Raw genomic sequence first — 16,658 nt, forward strand, 5'->3', positions numbered from 1 at the left:
TCAACCGGCGAAAGCTCGGCGCCCCGCGTTGATTTCCGTGCGCAACTCACCGATGAAGTTGGAAATATCGCGAATCGTGACCAGATGCTCGGGAGATACGCCATCCAGCAACAGTTCTACACGCCCGCTGCCCGGCTCATACACCTTGATGCGCAACAACCCCTGCTCCGTTGGCGCGCAATCACATTTGTACGTGGGAAAGCCTGACTCGACGATGCGGCAAATATCGGCAATGGCAAGCATGGACGGGCGCCTCGCAGGCGGAGAATCGATCCATCGAGCATAGATGCAGGAAGTGCTTATTGCCCGGCCCGCAAATGCCAAGTCGATCACAAAGTACTCACGGCACTCAATGCGCGTCGTGATCCCAGATCCAGTTCCACATTCCGGGCAGATTCACCGGTTCAGCGCTTTGCTGAACAGTACGCGCCAGCGCGGCTTTTTCCAGCGCGGCCTGATCGTCGTAGAACGGCTTGTCCGCCAGTCTGACCCCGGTCGCCGCCGCGCTATCGAGCAGAATCTGCAGATATTCCCGGGTGTGGCACGCCGTGTAACGATTGAGATCATGGAACGTCACGACCAGCGGAATCACGCCGTCTACCGTGGGCAATTGACCAAGGGCGATACGTTCGCGCACTTCCGATAACTGCCGCAGCATGTTTGCGCGGCGCCGCGGGCTGGCGTTAAAGCCCCAAATCTTGCCGTCATTGGCACTCAAATCCGTGAGCAAGACGTGCAAGCCATGTTTCTGATAGGCCGAAAATGTGCGTTTGTCATAGTTCCAGAACGGCGGGCGCAACAGCTTGGGCGGCGCCCCGGTGATCGCGGCGATGTCAGCACTGCCATCGGTCAGCGACTGCTCCAGTTCCTGCGGGTCGAGTGAGCGATGGTTGGTGTGCCAGTGGGTCGCGGTGTGAAAAGCGAGAATATGTCCCTCTGCCTGTTCGCGATGCATCAGGCTGCGGCCGATCTCGCTGTCGCCTGCCCTGGGTGCTCGGGTCTGCACAAAAAACACGGCTTTGATGTCTGCTTGCACCGGATTGCTTTTGAGGCTGTCGAGAACAGTGGCGGTGGGATTCCAGAATCCTGAAGCGCTTGGACCATCATCGAACGTCAGCAGGAAACGCACGGGCGCCTGGGCTCGCAGACGGCTCTCGGTTTGCGCGGTCATTTCGATCGGCGCGGCGATGCAGCCGGCCAGACTCAACGCGATGAGCGCAGCACAAAGAAGTTTGCATCCGGAAATCATGTCTTGCCCTGAGGCCGCGGCCGTCGTGTGATCGAATGGCAAAACTCCCTCGCCCTTTGTCCATCCCTGCGCAGCTATCTGCGAGCGCAGGTTGGATACGGTACACAGGGTTTGGTTCCGGTGCTGGTTTTCAGTGCGTCAAGGCTTGTTGAAATGAAGTGTCGATGATGCCCGCCGTGGCCAGCGGTGCCGGCAGTGCCTTGACTTTGAACAGGAAGTCCGCCGTGCTCTGCAGATCCGCAGCCGCCTGTTGATCCACCGGCCCGACGCTCATGTGCGCCTGGCGTAACCAATGTCGTGAGACCTGTTGATCGAGGTTGGCCTTTTTCGCCCAGAGGTCAGCGTACTCGTCGGTGTGGTTATCAACCCAGGCGCGCGCCTGTTTCAATCGTCCGAGAAAATCGGCAATCGCCGCACGCTTGCTGTCGATGGAGGGTGTCGAAGCAGCGATGGCGCTGAGCCCTGGCATCAGGTTTTTCGCCGTCAGAATCGGCCGCGCACCGGAGAATACGATCTGTTGCGAGATGTATGGTTCCCACACTGGAAAGGCGTCAATGCTGCCCTGTGGCAGCGCGGCGGCCGCGTCGATCGGCATCAGCTTGACGAAGTCGACGTAGTTTTCCGGTAACCCGCCCTGCTCCAGCGCGCGCAAAGTCAGTTGCTGACTCCAGGCTCCCGGCCAGTAGGCGACCTTTTTGCCCTTTAGATCGGCAATGGTTTTCACCGGCGAATCCTTTGGTACCAGCAAAGCGATAGTGTCCGGGTTCTGTCGCGACACGCCGATCAGTTTCACCGGCGCCTGTTTGGCCGCAAGAAACAGGAAACCCGAGTCGCCAAGAAAACCAAGATCCAGCGAGCCGGTCTGTAGCGCTTCGGCAAGCGGTGCTGCGGCCTGGAAGTGCTTCCAGTCAACCGTATAAGGCGCGTCTTTCAATACGCCTGACGCTTCAATCGATGCACGGATGTTGTAGTAGTTTTGATCGCCAATATGCAGGACCACGGGCGCGGCGGCGTACGCCAGTGGCGAGGTCAACAAGGCAACGGTCAGCGCGCGACATAGGAAACGAGACAGCTTCATGGCGAGTCCTGCAAATGGGAATTGCATAGACGATAACGCTCTTGATTTCGATGTTTAAATTCTAAATTCGCATAACCTAAGCACACTATTTTTATGGCTTCGAATCGGTAGCGCAGATGCAACTAGACTGAAATTTCCTCGAGGAGATTTCAGTCATGTGCGGAAGACTCACGCAGTACCGCGGCATTCACGATTTCGTTGCGGTGTTGAGCATCCCCGATGCTTTGATCAATCACGTTGGCGATGCGCCGCTGGATCGCTACAACGCGGCGCCCACCACGGCGCTGGCGGTTCTGCATCAACACGAACGGGCCATCCATGCCGACAATTTGCGCTGGGGCTGGCGCCCGCACTGGGCCAGGGATCGTGCCCCGCCCATCAACGCTCGGGTGGAAAAAGTCGCCCACGGCGCGTTCTTCCGGGCGATCTGGCGGCAGCGGTTGATCGTGCCGGTGGACAACTGGTTCGAGTGGGTTGATAGCGGGGAAAAATCCCGACAGCCGTGGTTGATTCGTCGCGCGGACCACACCCCGGTTTTCTGCGCGGGCATCGGCCAATTTCCGGCACCGGGATCTGCGCCGAGGGAGGACGATGGATTCGTCATCATCACCGCCGACAGCCTGGGCGGCATGCTCGATATTCATGATCGCCGCCCCGTGGTTTTCGATTCGGCGCGAGCTCGGGAATGGCTTGATCCGGCTACGCCAGTGGACCGCGCCGAGCAGATGTTGCTGTTTGAGGGCGAGCCCAGCGAGGCCTTCGAGTGGTACAAGGTCGGCAAAGCGGTCGGTAATACGCGTAATCAGGGTGCGCAGTTGATAGAGCGAGTCGACTAAATGATCCGTGCATCCTTGCGTTAATCAACCAACGGCTCCGCTGAGTCCCCCGCGTTACAGAAAGTGTTTCACCCGCGATACAACCCTCATGAAACAGCCGTTTGAGCGAATCAACCGCCTGTCAGACATTTCGACAGTCATACATACATTTTTCCGTACTGCGGATAGCATGCGCGCCGCCTTTCCGATTGGTATACCAGTTGACCAAAGAGTCAAATAAATCAGGAATCCATCAACAACTTTCAAGCCTTGCAGAGAAATAAGTGAGCGACGATTTTGCAATCAAACAGGTCAGCGGCCTGAAGTGTGTCCATCTGTCCAAGACAGAACGCCTGGAACTCGACTGTTTTATCGGCCATTACATCAAGACCCGAAACCTGCACAGCGTGCCCGACATCGAACGCACCCTGCGCAGCACCCTTGAGGGTTATCCCGGCCATCCGCCGGTGATGGTCAATGAGCTCAATGCGTGGATCGATCGAACGTTGGGGTATCGCGCGACATACCCGGACTTCACGCAGCTGGAAGACCTCTGAAACGCGAAGAGCCCCGCTGACTGCGGGGCTCTTCACATGCGTTGTTCAAGGTTTCAAAGGACGCTCCTGATCGCGGTCCGACAGCTCGCGGCTGTCATCGTGCTTCCAGGTTTTTTCCTGTCTATTTTGCCGCTCGATCTCTTCCTCTGTTGGCTCATCTTCTTCCGGACGCGTTTGCTCGTTTGCCATGTCCACTGCCCTCACAACAGTTGATCATTGTTAAGGGTAGAACACATTTCTTCGCCCAAATTCACCACCGAATGTTGTCCCGCGCGGCGTACCATAGCGCCATCCATCTTTAACGTCAGGAAGACGCCATGCTTTACCGAATCGCCGCCGACGGGCTGGTGCTGTTTCACCTGTGTTTCATCTTGTTCGTGCTGTTCGGCGGGCTGTTGGTGCTGCGCTGGCCACGGCTGCTATGGCTGCATTTGCCAGCGGCCGCATGGGGAGTGGCGGTCGAGGTGTTGCACCTGACTTGTCCGCTGACCTACTGGGAAAACCTGATGCGCCACGCGGCCGGGCAGACCGAGTACGCCGGTGGCTTTATTGAGCACTACGTCTGGCCGATCATTTACCCGGCCGGTCTGACCCCGCAGATACAACTGGCACTCGGCAGCGTGGTGCTGGCGGTCAACCTGCTGGTGTACGCACGACTGCTGCGCTCGTGGAAACTGCGCCGCGCCCGACGCATTCCGTTTTAACGCGCGGCTGGCTTCAACGTCTCCAGCCACTGCGGATCGAAGCGTGGCTGGTCAGGATCGAGGCCCTGCGCCTGCATCCGCGTCTTGTGCTGTTCGACTTCGTCACGCAGTTGTCCATGTTCGCTGGAGTTGCCGTCCAGCTCATGCATTTGCAGCAATCCGAGGTGATAGAAACGCAACACCTTCATCGCCGTCGGATCGTTGTTCTGCACCGCCGCTGTCACCTGATGCATGACATTGGTGATGCTCATCAGATTGCGCTTGAGGCGCCAGCTGTACACCGCCGGGGCCATCCAGGTCTGGTGCCAGAACCGCCCGCGCAACAGCGCCGCCGTCAGCAGGAATGCCACGAATACGCCGCCAACATTGAAGCGCAGATTATCGCCGTCCGGCTCACCGAACACTGCTACCGCAACAGACGAAAACAGCATGGCCAACAGCAGAAACAGCACGGCGATGATGATCGTGCTGCGGCGGGTCTGCTGACGAAAGGTAGCGGGGTCCATCGGCTGAATCTCGAACATCGAAAATGACTTCCCTGAGTGACAAAAGGCGCAACGGAAAAAACTCGCCGGCGCATTATCGCATCGCACCGGGTTTTAGCTATGCTGGGGCTCCTTTTCATCTTTTCAGCGTCCAACGGGGACATGGCGGTACAGCGCAGATCGTGCCATCTTCATTCATGGATACACACTATTCGGATGCCATCCGCTGCGTTGTGGATGACATCGTTTTAAGGATCACTGCATGACCCAACGACACGTAATCAATGCCTCGGTCAGCCCGAAAGGCAGCCTGGAAACCCTTTCTCAACGTGAAGTTCAGCAACTGAGCGAAGCCGGATCCGGCAGCACCTATACCCTCTTCCGCCAGTGCGCCCTGGCCATCCTCAACACTGGCGCACATGTCGACAATGCCAAGACCATCCTCGAAGCCTACAAGGACTTCGAGATCCGCATTCACCAACAGGATCGCGGTGTGCGCCTGGAGCTGCTGAACGCTCCGGCCGACGCGTTCGTCGATGGCGAGATGATCGCGAGCACCCGCGAAATGCTCTTCAGCGCCCTGCGCGACATCGTCTACACCGAAAACGAACTCGACAGCCAGCGCATCGACCTGAGTAATTCCCAGGGCATCAGCGACTACGTGTTCCACCTGCTGCGCAACGCGCGCACCCTGCGCCCGGGCGTCGAACCGAAGATCGTGGTGTGCTGGGGTGGCCACTCGATCAACACCGAAGAATACAAATACACCAAGAAAGTCGGCCATGAACTGGGCTTGCGCAGCCTCGACATCTGCACCGGTTGCGGTCCGGGCGTGATGAAAGGCCCAATGAAGGGCGCAACCATCGCCCATGCCAAGCAGCGCATTCACGGCGGTCGCTACCTCGGCCTGACCGAGCCAGGCATCATCGCCGCCGAAGCGCCTAACCCGATCGTCAATGAGCTGGTGATCCTGCCGGACATCGAAAAGCGTCTGGAAGCCTTCGTCCGTGTGGGCCACGGCATCATCATTTTCCCGGGCGGCGCCGGTACGGCCGAAGAGTTCCTGTACCTGCTCGGCATCCTGATGCACCCGGGCAATGAAGGTCTGCCGTTCCCGGTGATCCTCACCGGGCCGAAGAACGCTGCGCCGTATCTCGAACAGCTGGATGCGTTCGTCATTGCAACCCTTGGCGAAGCGGCGAAGCAGCATTACGAGATCATCATCGACGACCCGGCCGAAGTGGCGCGGCAGATGACTCAAGGCTTGAAAGCGGTGAAGCAGTTCCGCCGCGAGCGTAACGACGCGTTCCACTTCAACTGGCTGCTGAAGATCGACGAGGGCTTCCAGCGCCCGTTCGATCCGACCCACGAAAACATGGCCAACCTGAAACTGCATCGCGACCAGCCGGCCCACGAATTGGCCGCCAACCTGCGTCGGGCGTTTTCCGGAATTGTCGCTGGTAACGTCAAGGACAAGGGCATTCGCCTGATCGAAGAGCACGGGCCATATCAGATCCGTGGTGATGCGGCGATCATGCAGCCGCTTGATGCGCTGCTAAAGGCCTTCGTCGCTCAGCACCGGATGAAGTTGCCGGGCGGCGCGGCGTATGTGCCGTGTTATCGCGTCGTCGCGTAATTTCAAGTCGTAACGCACACCCAATGTGGGAGCTAGCTTGCCAGCGATAGCGGTCTTTCATTCAACAGAGACGTTGAATCAGACGAGGCTTTCGCGAGCAAGCTCGCTCCCACAGGATTTATGGTGTGGCGCAAATTGTAGTCACAACCTAAATTCCCCCTGTGGGAGCGAGCCTGCTCGCGAAGAAGCCCGAAAGAACACATCAATCTTTCGGGCTATCCACCAACCGCCGAGCCAACGCTTTGGCCTGCGCAGCGACGTCCGTCACCGCCGTACTCTCCCACCACATCCCGCGCAACGGCGGGCCCATGGCGAACAACCGAGCGCTCACCTGCCCTTCGGCATCCACCACTGCGCCGTCCTTTGCTGTGATCCCCAGCGCCAGCGGCCCCGGCTGCACCAGTCCCCGCGCCAGCAATTGCTGCGGCAACGGTCGTGCGACTCGCCGCCAGTCGTATTCGATACCGCTGGAGTTGATCAGCGCCGCACCGCTCACTGTAGATGTTTCAGTCTCACCCCGCGGACGGATGCGAATGGTCACAGCATCGCCCGCGCCGGGCTCAATGCCCTTGAACGACGCTGCATGAATGCGCAAGCGCCCTTCTTGGTGCAGCCGTTCGATCAACTCGGCACTCAGTGGCGGCGAACGATGGTGATGACTCTCCCACCATGGCCGTACATGCCGTACGAATTGTCGACGCTGCACGTCAGTCGCCTGACTCCACAACCGCGCGATGTGCGCGCGAACCGTATCCAGCGGCGCCTGCCAGTCGATGCCTTGGGCGATTGCGTCGCGACAATGTCGGCGCAATTCGCGCAACAACTGGCGGGGCGTACGGATGCTGTGATCTGCTGCCAGAAAATCCACCCAGGCCGGCGGTTGACGGCGCACGTGCGGCAGCAGGCCATGCCGGGAGAACACCTCGATCGGCCCGCGATGCCCGGCCTGCTCGAGCGACACCACGGCATCAACCATGGTCAGACCGGAGCCGATGATCAGCACGGTGGACTGCGGGTCGAGTTCACGCATGGCCGCCACATCCCAAGGATCGAGCGCGGCGGCGTTAAGGCCACTGGATTGCGTCTGCGGCGTGCGAGCGGCAGGATACATGCCGGTGGCCAGCACTGCCTGCGATCCACGCAAAATCTGGCCATCGCTCAAGGTGAGCTGCACTGAACCAGCATCAACTTGCAGGTCGACGGCTTCAGCACAGAAATGTTCAACGGTCGAACCTTGCAGCGTACCCACTGCTCTGGCTTCGGCCAGACGCTGTTGCACGTACACGCCGAACAAGCCTCGAGGCGGAAACAGTTCACTAACCGGCACATCCTGCTCAGCCGACTCCGGCCAGCCGCCGCCGGCAATATGCGCGGTCAGCCACTGCGTCAGATCATCAGGATTATCCGGGTCGACGCTCATCCGCGCCGCGTTGCCGTTCAGCGTATGCCCCAACTCGACGGCACTGTAAGCCTCGCCCCGGCCCAGTTCAGCGCGCGGCTCGATGATCAGAATCCTTCGTTGCCCAGGCAGGCGTAACAATTGCACCGCCAGCATCGCGCCACTGAGGCCGCCGCCGATGATCAGGATCTCCGCAGGCTGCTCCATTCAAATCACCACATTACGTACGAACCGCGCGGCCACATCGCCATCGTTGCGGTAGGCATGCGGCTGATTGCTGGCGAACATGAAAAACTCTCCTTTGTTGATGTGCTGCGGCTGCTCGCCGAGCATCAGCGTCAGGCAACCCTCAAATACGTAAATCTGCTCGCTCCAGCCATCGGCGTCCGGTTGCGACGGATAAACTTCGCCCGGTTGCAGGCACCACTCCCATTGCTCGACTTCGCGGCTCGCGGTGGCTTTGGACAGTAGCACGGCTCTGCTGCCGGGAATCGTGCCCGCCCAGGCAACCTCGTTGATACGGCTCGGATCGCGCGCATCGTGCGCCTGGATCAGATCACTGAAGGCAACGTCGAGCGCTTCGGCAACGCGATCAAGCGTGGTCAGGCTGACATTCTTTTCTCCTGCCTCGATTGCTACCAGCATCCGTCGGCTCACCCCGGATTTTTCTGCCAGTGCGGTCTGGCTCATATCCGCAGCATGGCGCAGGCGTCGAACGTTCTGGCTGACGTGTTGCAGAACGGAGGCTCGCTGAGTCAAATCTTTGTGCACTATATTGCTCACTCGGTGGGGTTGGGCAGTATACTGCGCAACGTTGGCGGCATTGTGCGGCCTCCCTTTTAATGTGCGCAAGGTCATGATGTCGCCAAACAATTCTGCGTCCCGAATCCGCTTCTCCCACTTCAGCAAAGCCGAGTGCGTGCTGGTGCTGATCACCATGATCTGGGGCGGCACGTTTCTGATTGTGCAACATGCCATGACGGTCAGCGGCCCGATGTTTTTCGTCGGCCTGCGCTTCGCCGCAGCAGCGGCGATTGTGGCGATGTTTTCATGGCGTCACTTGCGTGAACTGACCTTGTTCGAAGTGAAGGCTGGATCGTTCATCGGCGTGGCGATCATGCTCGGTTACGGCCTGCAGACTGTTGGGCTGCAAAGTATTCCGAGCAGTCAGTCGGCATTTATTACCGCACTATACGTGCCGTTCGTGCCGCTGCTGCAGTGGCTGGTGCTGGGTCGGCGTCCAGGGTTGATGCCAAGTATCGGAATCATGCTGGCGTTTACCGGACTGATGCTGTTGTCGGGCCCGTCGGGTGCCGCGCTGAATTTCAGTCCCGGAGAAATCGCGACATTGATCAGCGCCGTTGCGATCGCGGCCGAAATCATTCTGATCAGCACGTTCGCCGGGCAGGTTGATGTACGGCGAGTGACGGTGGTGCAACTGGCGGTGACGTCGGTGTTGTCGTTCCTGCTGGTGGTGCCGACCGGCGAAGTGATTCCGGAGTTTTCCTGGTTATTGCTGGCGACGGCTTTGGGCCTGGGCGCGGCGAGTGCGGCGATCCAGGTGGCGATGAACTGGGCGCAGAAGAGCGTTTCGCCGACTCGGGCGACGTTGATCTATGCCGGTGAGCCGGTATGGGCCGGAATCGTTGGTCGGATTGCCGGGGAGCGTTTGCCGGCGATTGCACTGGTGGGCGCGGGGTTGATCGTTGCGGCGGTGATAGTCAGTGAGTTGAAGACCAAGGGAAGGTCCACCGAGGCAGAAGCTGAGTTGGAGCGGGAAACGCAGGGGTGACCCGCAATCTCTTCGGCTGCACCCATGCTTTTGCGAGCAGGCTCGCTCCCACATTTTGAAAATGCATTCCAGTGTGGGAGCGAGCCTGCTCGCGAATGCGCCGCACCTTCGTTGCCCCTGAAACAGCGCCAAACACAAAATTCCAGACTACTTTGTAGGATTCTGAGACATCCTCGCGTTTGGTGATCAGGGAGCTGGCACGTATGATGCTTCACAAACTTCCGCAGATTAGAAGCCTATGTCCCTGATAGTTCTACTGCTTCTGCCGTTCATCGGCAGCTGTCTGGCAGCAGTGCTGCCGCACAATGCGCGTAATGCCGAATCGCTGCTGGCGGGTCTGGTCGCTCTGATCGGCACCGTTCAGGTCGCAATGCTGTACCCGCAAATCGCCCACGGTGGCGTAATCCGCGAAGAATTCATGTGGTTGCCCAGCCTTGGGCTGAACTTCGTTCTGCGCATGGACGGCTTCGCCTGGCTGTTCTCGATGCTGGTGCTCGGCATCGGCACACTTGTCTCTTTATATGCCCGTTATTACATGTCGCCGGACGACCCGGTGCCACGCTTCTTCGCGTTTTTCCTGGCATTCATGGGCGCCATGCTTGGCCTGGTGATCTCCGGCAATCTGATTCAGATCGTGTTTTTCTGGGAGCTGACCAGCCTCTTCTCGTTCCTGCTGATCGGCTACTGGCACCACCGCGCCGATGCGCGGCGCGGTGCTTATATGGCGCTGATGGTCACCGGTGCCGGCGGATTATGTCTGCTGGCGGGGGTCATGATCCTCGGCCATGTCGTTGGCAGCTATGACCTGGACAAGGTCCTGGCCGCCGGCGATCTGATTCGCGCACATGCCCTCTACCCTGTTCTTTTGCCACTCATCCTGATCGGCGCGCTGAGCAAAAGCGCGCAATTCCCGTTTCACTTCTGGCTGCCTCACGCCATGGCGGCACCGACGCCCGTCTCGGCCTATCTGCACTCGGCGACCATGGTCAAGGCCGGGGTTTTCCTTTTGGCACGTCTGTGGCCGTCGCTGTCCGGCAGTGAGGAATGGTTCTACATCGTCAGCGGAGCGGGCGCCTGTACGCTGTTGCTCGGCGCGTACTGCGCGATGTTCCAGAACGATCTCAAAGGCTTGCTGGCCTACTCGACCATCAGCCATCTCGGTCTGATCACTTTGCTTTTGGGCCTGAACAGTTCACTGGCCGCGGTGGCGGCGGTGTTTCACATTCTCAATCACGCGACGTTCAAAGCTTCGCTGTTCATGGCCGCCGGCATCATTGACCACGAAAGCGGTACCCGTGACATTCGCAAACTCAGCGGCCTGATCAAGCTGGTTCCCTATACGGCAACACTGGCCATGGTCGCCAGCGCCTCAATGGCCGGCGTGCCGCTGCTCAACGGTTTCCTGTCGAAGGAGATGTTCTTCGCCGAAACCGTGTTCATCAACGCCACGGCGTGGGTCGAAACCAGTCTGCCGATCGTCGCGACCATCGCTGGCATGTTCAGCGTCGCCTACTCCCTGCGCTTCACCGTTGACGTGTTCTTCGGCCCCACTGCTACTGATCTGCCGCACACCCCGCACGAACCGCCACGCTGGATGCGCGCACCCGTCGAGTTGCTGGTATTCACCTGTCTGCTGGTGGGGATTTTCCCGGCGCAGATCGTCGGGCCACTGCTCGCTGCTGCCGCGCTGCCCGTAGTTGGCGGGGAGTTGCCGGAATACAGCCTGGCCATCTGGCACGGCTTGAACGCGCCGATGATCATGAGCCTGATCGCCATGTCCGGCGGCATCCTCCTCTATCTGCTGCTGCGCAAGCAGTTCAAACTGGGCCGTTTCAAGTACCCGCCGCTGGTGGGCCGCTTCAACGGCAAGCGTTTGTTCGAGCGCAGTCTGGTCGTGATGATGCGCCTCGCCCGGCGCGTCGAGCGGCGACTGGGCACCAAGCGCTTGCAGATGCAGCTGTTTCTGATGGTATTGGCCGCCGTGCTCGCCGGCCTGATCCCGATGCTGCACAGCACCCTGACCTGGGGCGACCGGCCGAAGATCCCTGGTTCCATCGTCTTCGTGACCCTGTGGCTGCTGGCGATCGCCTGTGCGCTCGGCGCCGCCTGGCAGGCGAAGTATCACCGTCTGGCTGCCCTGACCATGGTCAGCGTCTGTGGCCTGATGACCTGCGTGACCTTCGTCTGGTTCTCCGCGCCGGATCTGGCACTGACGCAATTGGCGGTAGAAGTGGTGACCACGGTGTTGATCCTGCTCGGCCTGCGCTGGTTGCCGCGACGCATCGAGGAAGTCTCGCCGCTGCCAAGCAGCCTGCGCAAGGCGCGCATTCGTCGTCTGCGCGACTTGCTGCTGTCGATCGCCGTTGGTGCGGGTATGGCGCTGTTGTCCTACGCCATGCTCACCCGGCAGACGCCGAACCACATCTCCTCGTTCTACCTCAGCCGCGCCCTGCCCGAGGGCGGCGGCAGCAACGTAGTCAACGTGATGCTGGTGGATTTCCGAGGCTTCGACACTCTCGGCGAAATCACCGTGCTGGTCGCCGTAGCGTTGACGGTATTCGCCCTGCTGCGCCGCTTCCGCCCGCCGAAGGAAAGCCTGCAATTGCCAGCGCAGCAACGTCTGCTGGCACCGGACGTGGTCACCGATCTGGTCAACCCGCGTTCGGCCAGCGACACCGCGCTCGGCTTCATGATGGTGCCGGCGGTACTGGTGCGCCTGCTGCTGCCTGTCGCGCTGGTGGTGTCGTTCTACCTGTTCATGCGCGGCCACAATCAACCGGGCGGCGGTTTTGTCGCCGGGCTGGTGATGTCGGTGGCGTTCATCCTGCAATACATGGTTGCCGGCACGCAGTGGGTCGAGGCACAAATGAGCTTGCGCCCATTGCGCTGGATGGGCACCGGACTGTTGTTCGCCACCGCCACCGGTCTCGGTGCGATGCTGGTCGGCTATCCGTTCCTGACCACTCACACCTGGCACATCAGCGTGCCGTTGCTCGGCGATATCCATATCGCCAGTGCGCTGTTCTTCGACATCGGCGTGTACGCCGTGGTGGTCGGATCGACGTTGTTGATCCTCACCGCCCTCGCCCACCAATCGGTGCGTGGTCACAAGACTGCATCGCTGCCCAAGTCCGTCGCCAGCAAAGGAGCCGTCTGATGGAAGAAGTCATCGCAATCGCCATCGGCATTCTTGCCGCGTCCGGGGTCTGGCTGATCCTGCGGCCGCGAACCTTTCAGGTCGTAATGGGCCTGTGCCTGTTGTCGTACGCGGTCAATCTTTTCATTTTCAGCATGGGCAGCCTGTTCATCGGCAAAGAGCCGGTGATCAAGGACGGCGTGACCCAGGACTTGCTGCATTACACCGACCCGCTGCCCCAGGCGCTGGTACTGACGGCGATCGTCATCAGCTTCGCCATGACCGCGCTGTTTCTCGTCGTATTGCTCGCCTCGCGCGGCTTGACCGGCACCGACCACGTCGACGGCCGGGAGCCTAAAGAATGATGGCGATGACTCACCTGATCGCTGCACCGATCCTGCTGCCGCTGCTGACGGCTGCGATCATGCTGATGCTCGGCGAGAAGCACCGGCCGCTGAAGGCGAAAATCAATCTGTTCTCCAGCCTCCTCGGCCTGTTCATTTCAGTGATGCTGCTGCAATGGACGCAGACCACCGGCGTGCCGGGATCCATCGGTGTGTACCTGCCGGGCAACTGGCAGGCACCGTTCGGCATCGTTCTGGTGGTTGATCGCCTGTCGGCACTGATGCTGGTGCTGACCGGCGTCATCGGCGTCAGCGCGTTGCTGTTTGCCATGGCCCGCTGGGACGGCGCCGGGTCGAGTTTCCACGCACTGTTCCAGATTCAGTTGATGGGCCTGTATGGCGCGTTCCTGACGGCGGATCTGTTCAACCTGTTCGTGTTCTTCGAAGTGTTGCTCGCCGCGTCCTACGGTCTGTTGCTGCATGGTTCGGGCCGAGCGCGGGTGTCGTCGGGGTTGCATTACATTTCGATCAACCTGCTGGCCTCGTCACTGTTCCTGATCGGCGCTGCGTTGATCTATGGAGTGACCGGCACGCTGAACATGGCCGATCTGGCGATGAAGATCCCGCTGGTGCCGGAAGCCGATCGTGGTCTGCTGCACGCTGGCGCGGGGATTCTTGCGGTAGCGTTTCTGGCCAAAGCTGGGATGTGGCCGCTGAACTTCTGGCTGGTGCCCGCCTATTCCTCGGCAAGCGCGCCAGTGGCGGCGATGTTTGCGATCATGACCAAGGTCGGCGTCTACACCCTGCTGCGACTGTGGACCCTGTTGTTTTCCGGTCAGGCCGGCGCCTCGGCATTCTTCGGCGGCGACTGGCTGATCTACGGCGGCATGGCGACCATGGCTTGCGCAGGGCTGGCGATTATCGCCGCGCAACGCCTGGAGCGCATGGCCAGCCTGAGCATCCTGGTGTCGGCGGGCATCCTGCTCTCGGCGATCGGTTTCGCTCAGCCCAACCTGGTCGGCGCTGCGCTGTTCTATCTGGTCAGCTCGACCCTGGCGCTGAGTGCATTGTTCATGCTCGCCGAACTGATCGAGCGCTCGCGCTCGGCCAACGAAATTCCGCTTGAAGACGAAAGCGAACTGCTGCCGCGCCCGCAGGAATCGCTGCAACCGCCCAAGGGCATCAACCTCGACGACGAACAGAAAGCCGTGGTCGGCCAGGTCATACCATGGACGATGGCCTTCCTGGGCTTGAGCTTTATCGCCTGCGCACTTTTGATCATCGGCATGCCACCGCTGTCCGGATTTATCGGCAAGCTCAGCCTGATCGGGGCATTGCTCAACCCGCTGGGACTTGGCACTGCGGCGCCGCTGCCTCCCGGCACATGGGGATTGCTGGCGCTGTTGATCCTGACCGGTCTGGCCTCCCTCATGGCTTTCTCGCGCCTCGGTATCCAGCGCTTCTGGACGCCCGAAGAGCGCCCGTCGCCGTTGCTGCGCAAGCTTGAGTGCGCGCCGATTTTCCTCCTGCTCGGGCTGAGCATTGTCTTGACGTTCAAGGCTGAGCCGCTGCTGCGCTACACCCAGGCCACGGCCGATGCCCTGAACAATCCGCAGCAATATGTGCTCGCAGTTCTCGGTACTCGTGCGGTGCCGAGCCCGCAAGCCAGAGCCGACATGCTCGAGGTGCAGCCATGAATCGACTGTTTCCGGCTCCGTGGTTATCGCTGGCCCTGTGGATTCTGTGGCTGACCCTGAACCTGTCGGTCAGCCCGGGCAACCTGCTGCTCGGCGCCGCGCTGGGCTTCGCCGCGCCGCTGATGATGCGCAAATTGCGGCCGAAACGTGCGCGCATTCGCAACCCCATCGCCATCTTGCGCCTGTTTTTCCTGGTCGGCCGCGACGTCATCATGTCCAACCTGGTCGTCGCCTGGGGCGTACTCAACGCCGGGCGTCGTCCGCCCAGCTCGTGCTTTATCAAGGTGCCTCTGGACTTGCGTGATGCCCACGGCCTTGCGGCACTGGCGATGATCTGCACCGTGGTGCCCGGCACCGTATGGTCGGAACTGGCGCTGGACCGCAGCGTTCTGTTGCTGCACGTCTGGGACCTGCACGACGAAGCGCAGTTCATCGAGCACTTCAAAAGCACTTACGAGCGACCGTTGATGGAGATTTTCGAATGAGCCCATTGCTGTCGAATGCGATTCTGCTGACGCTGTTTCTGTACTGCCTGGCAATGGCACTGACCCTGGTGCGCCTGTTCAAAGGCCCGTCAGCACAGGATCGGGTACTGGCGCTGGATTATCTGTACATCGTCGCGATGTTGATGATGCTGACCCTGGGCATCCGTTACGCCAGTGACACCTACTTCGAAGCGGCGCTGCTGATCGCGCTGTTCGGCTTCGTCGGCTCGTTTGCCCTGGCGAAATTCCTGCTGCGTGGCGAGGTGATCGAATGAATGCCGAATTGTCTTTGTGGGTCGAGATTCCGGTGGCGGTGCTGCTGGTGCTCAGCGGCGTGTTTACCCTGCTGGGTGCAACCGGATTGCTACGCATGAAGGATTACTTCCAGCGCATGCATCCTCCGGCGCTGGCCTCGACGATTGGGGCCTGGTGCGTGGCGTTGGCCTCGATCATCTGTTTTTCAGCGCTGAAGTCCGGGCCGGTGGTGCATGCCTGGCTGATTCCGGTTCTGTTGGCTATCACCGTGCCGGTGACCACCCTGCTGCTGGCGCGGGCGGCGTTGTTCCGCAAGCGGATGGCCGGGGATGATGTGCCGGCCGAGGTGAGCAGTCGTCAGACTGAAAGTGGTAACTGATGATTTTGTGGCGCCTGTGATGGCGCCATCGCTACAGTAGGAACGCGCCCTCCATTGTGGGAGCGAGCCTGCTCGCAAAGAGGCCAGTCGGGGCATCGCCAATTCCGGATCGGCTCAAACCCACGCTACTGCCAACAACCCCGCCCCCAGCAGCGCACACAACGGCGAGTACACCCAGGTATCCAGCCGCGCGAATCGCGAATCCTTCACTTCCTTGAAAAATCCGACCAGATTCGAATCTCCGATCGCTCGGGCGAACATCAGCAACGCAATTGCACTGATCACCCATTGCAGTGCCTTATGCTGCACCGCCGGCACGCCCCAACCGACCCGCATGCAAACCAGCGCTGCAATCACCAGCAGCGCAGCGGCGACTGCCAGCGTCACCCAGCCTGAGGGCTTGAAGGCCGGGCGGACCGTGGCGACGAAGCCCGACACCGGCACCTGCGGCACCACCACCGCAGCCGCCCATTGCCCACCCAACGCCCAATACACATGCATCAGGCCGATCGCTGCGAACACAGTCACCAGCCATTGAGCCAACACAAAGGTCATGGTTGAAATCCTTCAAAGGGATTTGAACAAACCATCGTAGTCGGATTTTTTGGCCGTGCACGACCGGTCGGCGGTGCACTGCGTTAACCGCG

General features: G+C 60.3%; 19 protein-coding genes. 11 read left to right on the forward strand and 8 right to left on the reverse strand.

Annotated elements, in window-relative coordinates; translation table 11 throughout:
• The 3 genes from ND528_RS09615 to ND528_RS09625 all read right to left on the reverse strand — a co-directional run bounded on the left by ND528_RS09615 (position 1) and on the right by ND528_RS09625 (position 2,327).
• Entirely contained in the window at positions 1 to 243 is a 243-nt protein-coding gene (locus tag ND528_RS09615) for a DUF1652 domain-containing protein (protein ID WP_130911932.1), read from the reverse strand.
• Positions 244 to 349: 106 nt separating this feature from the next.
• Positions 350 to 1,249: a polysaccharide deacetylase family protein gene (locus ND528_RS09620; protein ID WP_263470200.1), complete on the reverse strand. Its 900-nt coding sequence runs from the start codon at positions 1,247 to 1,249 to the stop codon at positions 350 to 352.
• Positions 1,250 to 1,379: 130 nt separating this feature from the next.
• The gene (locus tag ND528_RS09625; RefSeq protein ID WP_137214933.1) at positions 1,380 to 2,327 is read right to left on the reverse strand and encodes an ABC transporter substrate-binding protein; all 948 of its coding nucleotides are present in this window, start codon (positions 2,325 to 2,327) and stop codon (positions 1,380 to 1,382) included.
• Positions 2,328 to 2,482: 155 nt separating this feature from the next.
• Between ND528_RS09625 and ND528_RS09630 the strand changes: the two genes are divergently transcribed.
• Positions 2,483 to 3,163: an SOS response-associated peptidase gene (locus ND528_RS09630; protein ID WP_263470201.1), complete on the forward strand. Its 681-nt coding sequence runs from the start codon at positions 2,483 to 2,485 to the stop codon at positions 3,161 to 3,163.
• 263 nt (positions 3,164 to 3,426) lie between these two features.
• Positions 3,427 to 3,699 (forward strand): hypothetical protein, encoded by a 273-nt coding sequence (locus ND528_RS09635; RefSeq protein WP_042606722.1) that lies wholly within the window; start codon positions 3,427 to 3,429, stop codon positions 3,697 to 3,699.
• Between the two features lie 45 nt (positions 3,700 to 3,744).
• Here ND528_RS09635 and ND528_RS09640 read toward each other — a convergent pair whose 3' ends face one another.
• Positions 3,745 to 3,888 (reverse strand): hypothetical protein, encoded by a 144-nt coding sequence (locus ND528_RS09640; RefSeq protein ID WP_263470202.1) that lies wholly within the window; start codon positions 3,886 to 3,888, stop codon positions 3,745 to 3,747.
• A gap of 128 nt (positions 3,889 to 4,016) precedes the next feature.
• Between ND528_RS09640 and ND528_RS09645 the strand changes: the two genes are divergently transcribed.
• Positions 4,017 to 4,403: a DUF2784 domain-containing protein gene (locus tag ND528_RS09645; RefSeq protein ID WP_263470203.1), complete on the forward strand. Its 387-nt coding sequence runs from the start codon at positions 4,017 to 4,019 to the stop codon at positions 4,401 to 4,403.
• Here the strand turns inward: ND528_RS09645 and ND528_RS09650 are convergent.
• On the reverse strand, positions 4,400 to 4,927 hold the full coding sequence (locus ND528_RS09650) for a DUF3087 domain-containing protein (protein ID WP_130911937.1): 528 nt from the start codon (positions 4,925 to 4,927) through the stop codon (positions 4,400 to 4,402). The genes ND528_RS09645 and ND528_RS09650 overlap by 4 nt on opposite strands.
• A 223-nt stretch (positions 4,928 to 5,150) precedes the next feature.
• On the opposite strand from ND528_RS09650, the gene ppnN reads away from it, so the two are divergent.
• Positions 5,151 to 6,524, forward strand: coding sequence for a nucleotide 5'-monophosphate nucleosidase PpnN (gene ppnN, locus ND528_RS09655; RefSeq protein ID WP_137214929.1), 1,374 nt, complete (start codon positions 5,151 to 5,153; stop codon positions 6,522 to 6,524).
• 202 nt (positions 6,525 to 6,726) lie between these two features.
• On the opposite strand, the gene ND528_RS09660 is transcribed toward ppnN, so the two are convergent.
• Together ND528_RS09660 and ND528_RS09665 are read right to left on the reverse strand one after the other, a co-directional pair.
• Positions 6,727 to 8,130 carry an FAD/NAD(P)-binding protein gene (locus tag ND528_RS09660; RefSeq protein ID WP_263470204.1) on the reverse strand — a complete coding sequence of 468 codons (1,404 nt, stop codon included), beginning with the start codon at positions 8,128 to 8,130 and terminating at the stop codon, positions 6,727 to 6,729.
• Positions 8,131 to 8,694 (reverse strand): helix-turn-helix domain-containing protein, encoded by a 564-nt coding sequence (locus tag ND528_RS09665; RefSeq protein ID WP_130911939.1) that lies wholly within the window; start codon positions 8,692 to 8,694, stop codon positions 8,131 to 8,133.
• Between the two features lie 85 nt (positions 8,695 to 8,779).
• Here ND528_RS09665 and ND528_RS09670 point away from each other — a divergent pair, with 85 nt between their 5' ends.
• The 7 genes from ND528_RS09670 to ND528_RS09700 all read left to right on the forward strand — a co-directional run bounded on the left by ND528_RS09670 (position 8,780) and on the right by ND528_RS09700 (position 16,011).
• Positions 8,780 to 9,715, forward strand: coding sequence for a DMT family transporter (locus tag ND528_RS09670; RefSeq protein ID WP_263470205.1), 936 nt, complete (start codon positions 8,780 to 8,782; stop codon positions 9,713 to 9,715).
• A 238-nt stretch (positions 9,716 to 9,953) separates the two neighbouring features.
• A complete protein-coding gene (locus ND528_RS09675; RefSeq protein ID WP_263470206.1) occupies positions 9,954 to 12,872 on the forward strand; it encodes a monovalent cation/H+ antiporter subunit A in 2,919 nt (972 codons plus the stop codon).
• The gene (locus tag ND528_RS09680) at positions 12,872 to 13,216 is read left to right on the forward strand and encodes a Na+/H+ antiporter subunit C (RefSeq protein ID WP_016775082.1); all 345 of its coding nucleotides are present in this window, start codon (positions 12,872 to 12,874) and stop codon (positions 13,214 to 13,216) included. The genes ND528_RS09675 and ND528_RS09680 overlap by 1 nt, the downstream gene beginning before the upstream one ends.
• Positions 13,213 to 14,892, forward strand: coding sequence for a monovalent cation/H+ antiporter subunit D (locus ND528_RS09685; protein WP_130910239.1), 1,680 nt, complete (start codon positions 13,213 to 13,215; stop codon positions 14,890 to 14,892). The genes ND528_RS09680 and ND528_RS09685 overlap by 4 nt, the downstream gene beginning before the upstream one ends.
• Entirely contained in the window at positions 14,889 to 15,377 is a 489-nt protein-coding gene (locus ND528_RS09690; RefSeq protein WP_137214925.1) for a Na+/H+ antiporter subunit E, read from the forward strand. Before ND528_RS09685 ends, ND528_RS09690 begins: the two co-directional genes overlap by 4 nt.
• Positions 15,374 to 15,652: a K+/H+ antiporter subunit F gene (locus ND528_RS09695; RefSeq protein WP_071172757.1), complete on the forward strand. Its 279-nt coding sequence runs from the start codon at positions 15,374 to 15,376 to the stop codon at positions 15,650 to 15,652. The genes ND528_RS09690 and ND528_RS09695 overlap by 4 nt, the downstream gene beginning before the upstream one ends.
• On the forward strand, positions 15,649 to 16,011 hold the full coding sequence (locus ND528_RS09700) for a Na+/H+ antiporter subunit G (RefSeq protein ID WP_041480808.1): 363 nt from the start codon (positions 15,649 to 15,651) through the stop codon (positions 16,009 to 16,011). Before ND528_RS09695 ends, ND528_RS09700 begins: the two co-directional genes overlap by 4 nt.
• A 114-nt stretch (positions 16,012 to 16,125) precedes the next feature.
• Here the strand turns inward: ND528_RS09700 and ND528_RS09705 are convergent, their stop codons facing one another.
• Complete coding sequence (locus tag ND528_RS09705) at positions 16,126 to 16,566, reverse strand: DUF3995 domain-containing protein (RefSeq protein WP_130910237.1); 441 nt, start codon at positions 16,564 to 16,566, stop codon at positions 16,126 to 16,128.
• Between the last annotated feature and the right edge of the window lie 92 nt (positions 16,567 to 16,658).

It is taken from the genome of Pseudomonas mercuritolerans (assembly GCF_025706525.1).
In the GTDB taxonomy this organism is placed as follows: domain Bacteria; phylum Pseudomonadota; class Gammaproteobacteria; order Pseudomonadales; family Pseudomonadaceae; genus Aquipseudomonas; species Aquipseudomonas mercuritolerans.

Coding starts and splice junctions, on each gene's coding strand:
- ND528_RS09680 (WP_016775082.1), top strand. CDS start 12,872: ATGGAAGAAGTCATCGCAATCGCCATCGGCATTCTTGCCGCGTCCGGG.
- ppnN (WP_137214929.1), top strand. CDS start 5,151: ATGACCCAACGACACGTAATCAATGCCTCGGTCAGCCCGAAAGGCAGC.
- ND528_RS09620 (WP_263470200.1), bottom strand. CDS start 1,249: ATGATTTCCGGATGCAAACTTCTTTGTGCTGCGCTCATCGCGTTGAGT.
- ND528_RS09650 (WP_130911937.1), bottom strand. CDS start 4,927: ATGTTCGAGATTCAGCCGATGGACCCCGCTACCTTTCGTCAGCAGACC.
- ND528_RS09660 (WP_263470204.1), bottom strand. CDS start 8,130: ATGGAGCAGCCTGCGGAGATCCTGATCATCGGCGGCGGCCTCAGTGGC.
- ND528_RS09705 (WP_130910237.1), bottom strand. CDS start 16,566: ATGACCTTTGTGTTGGCTCAATGGCTGGTGACTGTGTTCGCAGCGATC.
- ND528_RS09625 (WP_137214933.1), bottom strand. CDS start 2,327: ATGAAGCTGTCTCGTTTCCTATGTCGCGCGCTGACCGTTGCCTTGTTG.
- ND528_RS09690 (WP_137214925.1), top strand. CDS start 14,889: ATGAATCGACTGTTTCCGGCTCCGTGGTTATCGCTGGCCCTGTGGATT.
- ND528_RS09695 (WP_071172757.1), top strand. CDS start 15,374: ATGAGCCCATTGCTGTCGAATGCGATTCTGCTGACGCTGTTTCTGTAC.
- ND528_RS09615 (WP_130911932.1), bottom strand. CDS start 243: ATGCTTGCCATTGCCGATATTTGCCGCATCGTCGAGTCAGGCTTTCCC.
- ND528_RS09640 (WP_263470202.1), bottom strand. CDS start 3,888: ATGGCAAACGAGCAAACGCGTCCGGAAGAAGATGAGCCAACAGAGGAA.
- ND528_RS09630 (WP_263470201.1), top strand. CDS start 2,483: ATGTGCGGAAGACTCACGCAGTACCGCGGCATTCACGATTTCGTTGCG.
- ND528_RS09700 (WP_041480808.1), top strand. CDS start 15,649: ATGAATGCCGAATTGTCTTTGTGGGTCGAGATTCCGGTGGCGGTGCTG.
- ND528_RS09645 (WP_263470203.1), top strand. CDS start 4,017: ATGCTTTACCGAATCGCCGCCGACGGGCTGGTGCTGTTTCACCTGTGT.
- ND528_RS09670 (WP_263470205.1), top strand. CDS start 8,780: ATGATGTCGCCAAACAATTCTGCGTCCCGAATCCGCTTCTCCCACTTC.
- ND528_RS09685 (WP_130910239.1), top strand. CDS start 13,213: ATGATGGCGATGACTCACCTGATCGCTGCACCGATCCTGCTGCCGCTG.
- ND528_RS09675 (WP_263470206.1), top strand. CDS start 9,954: ATGTCCCTGATAGTTCTACTGCTTCTGCCGTTCATCGGCAGCTGTCTG.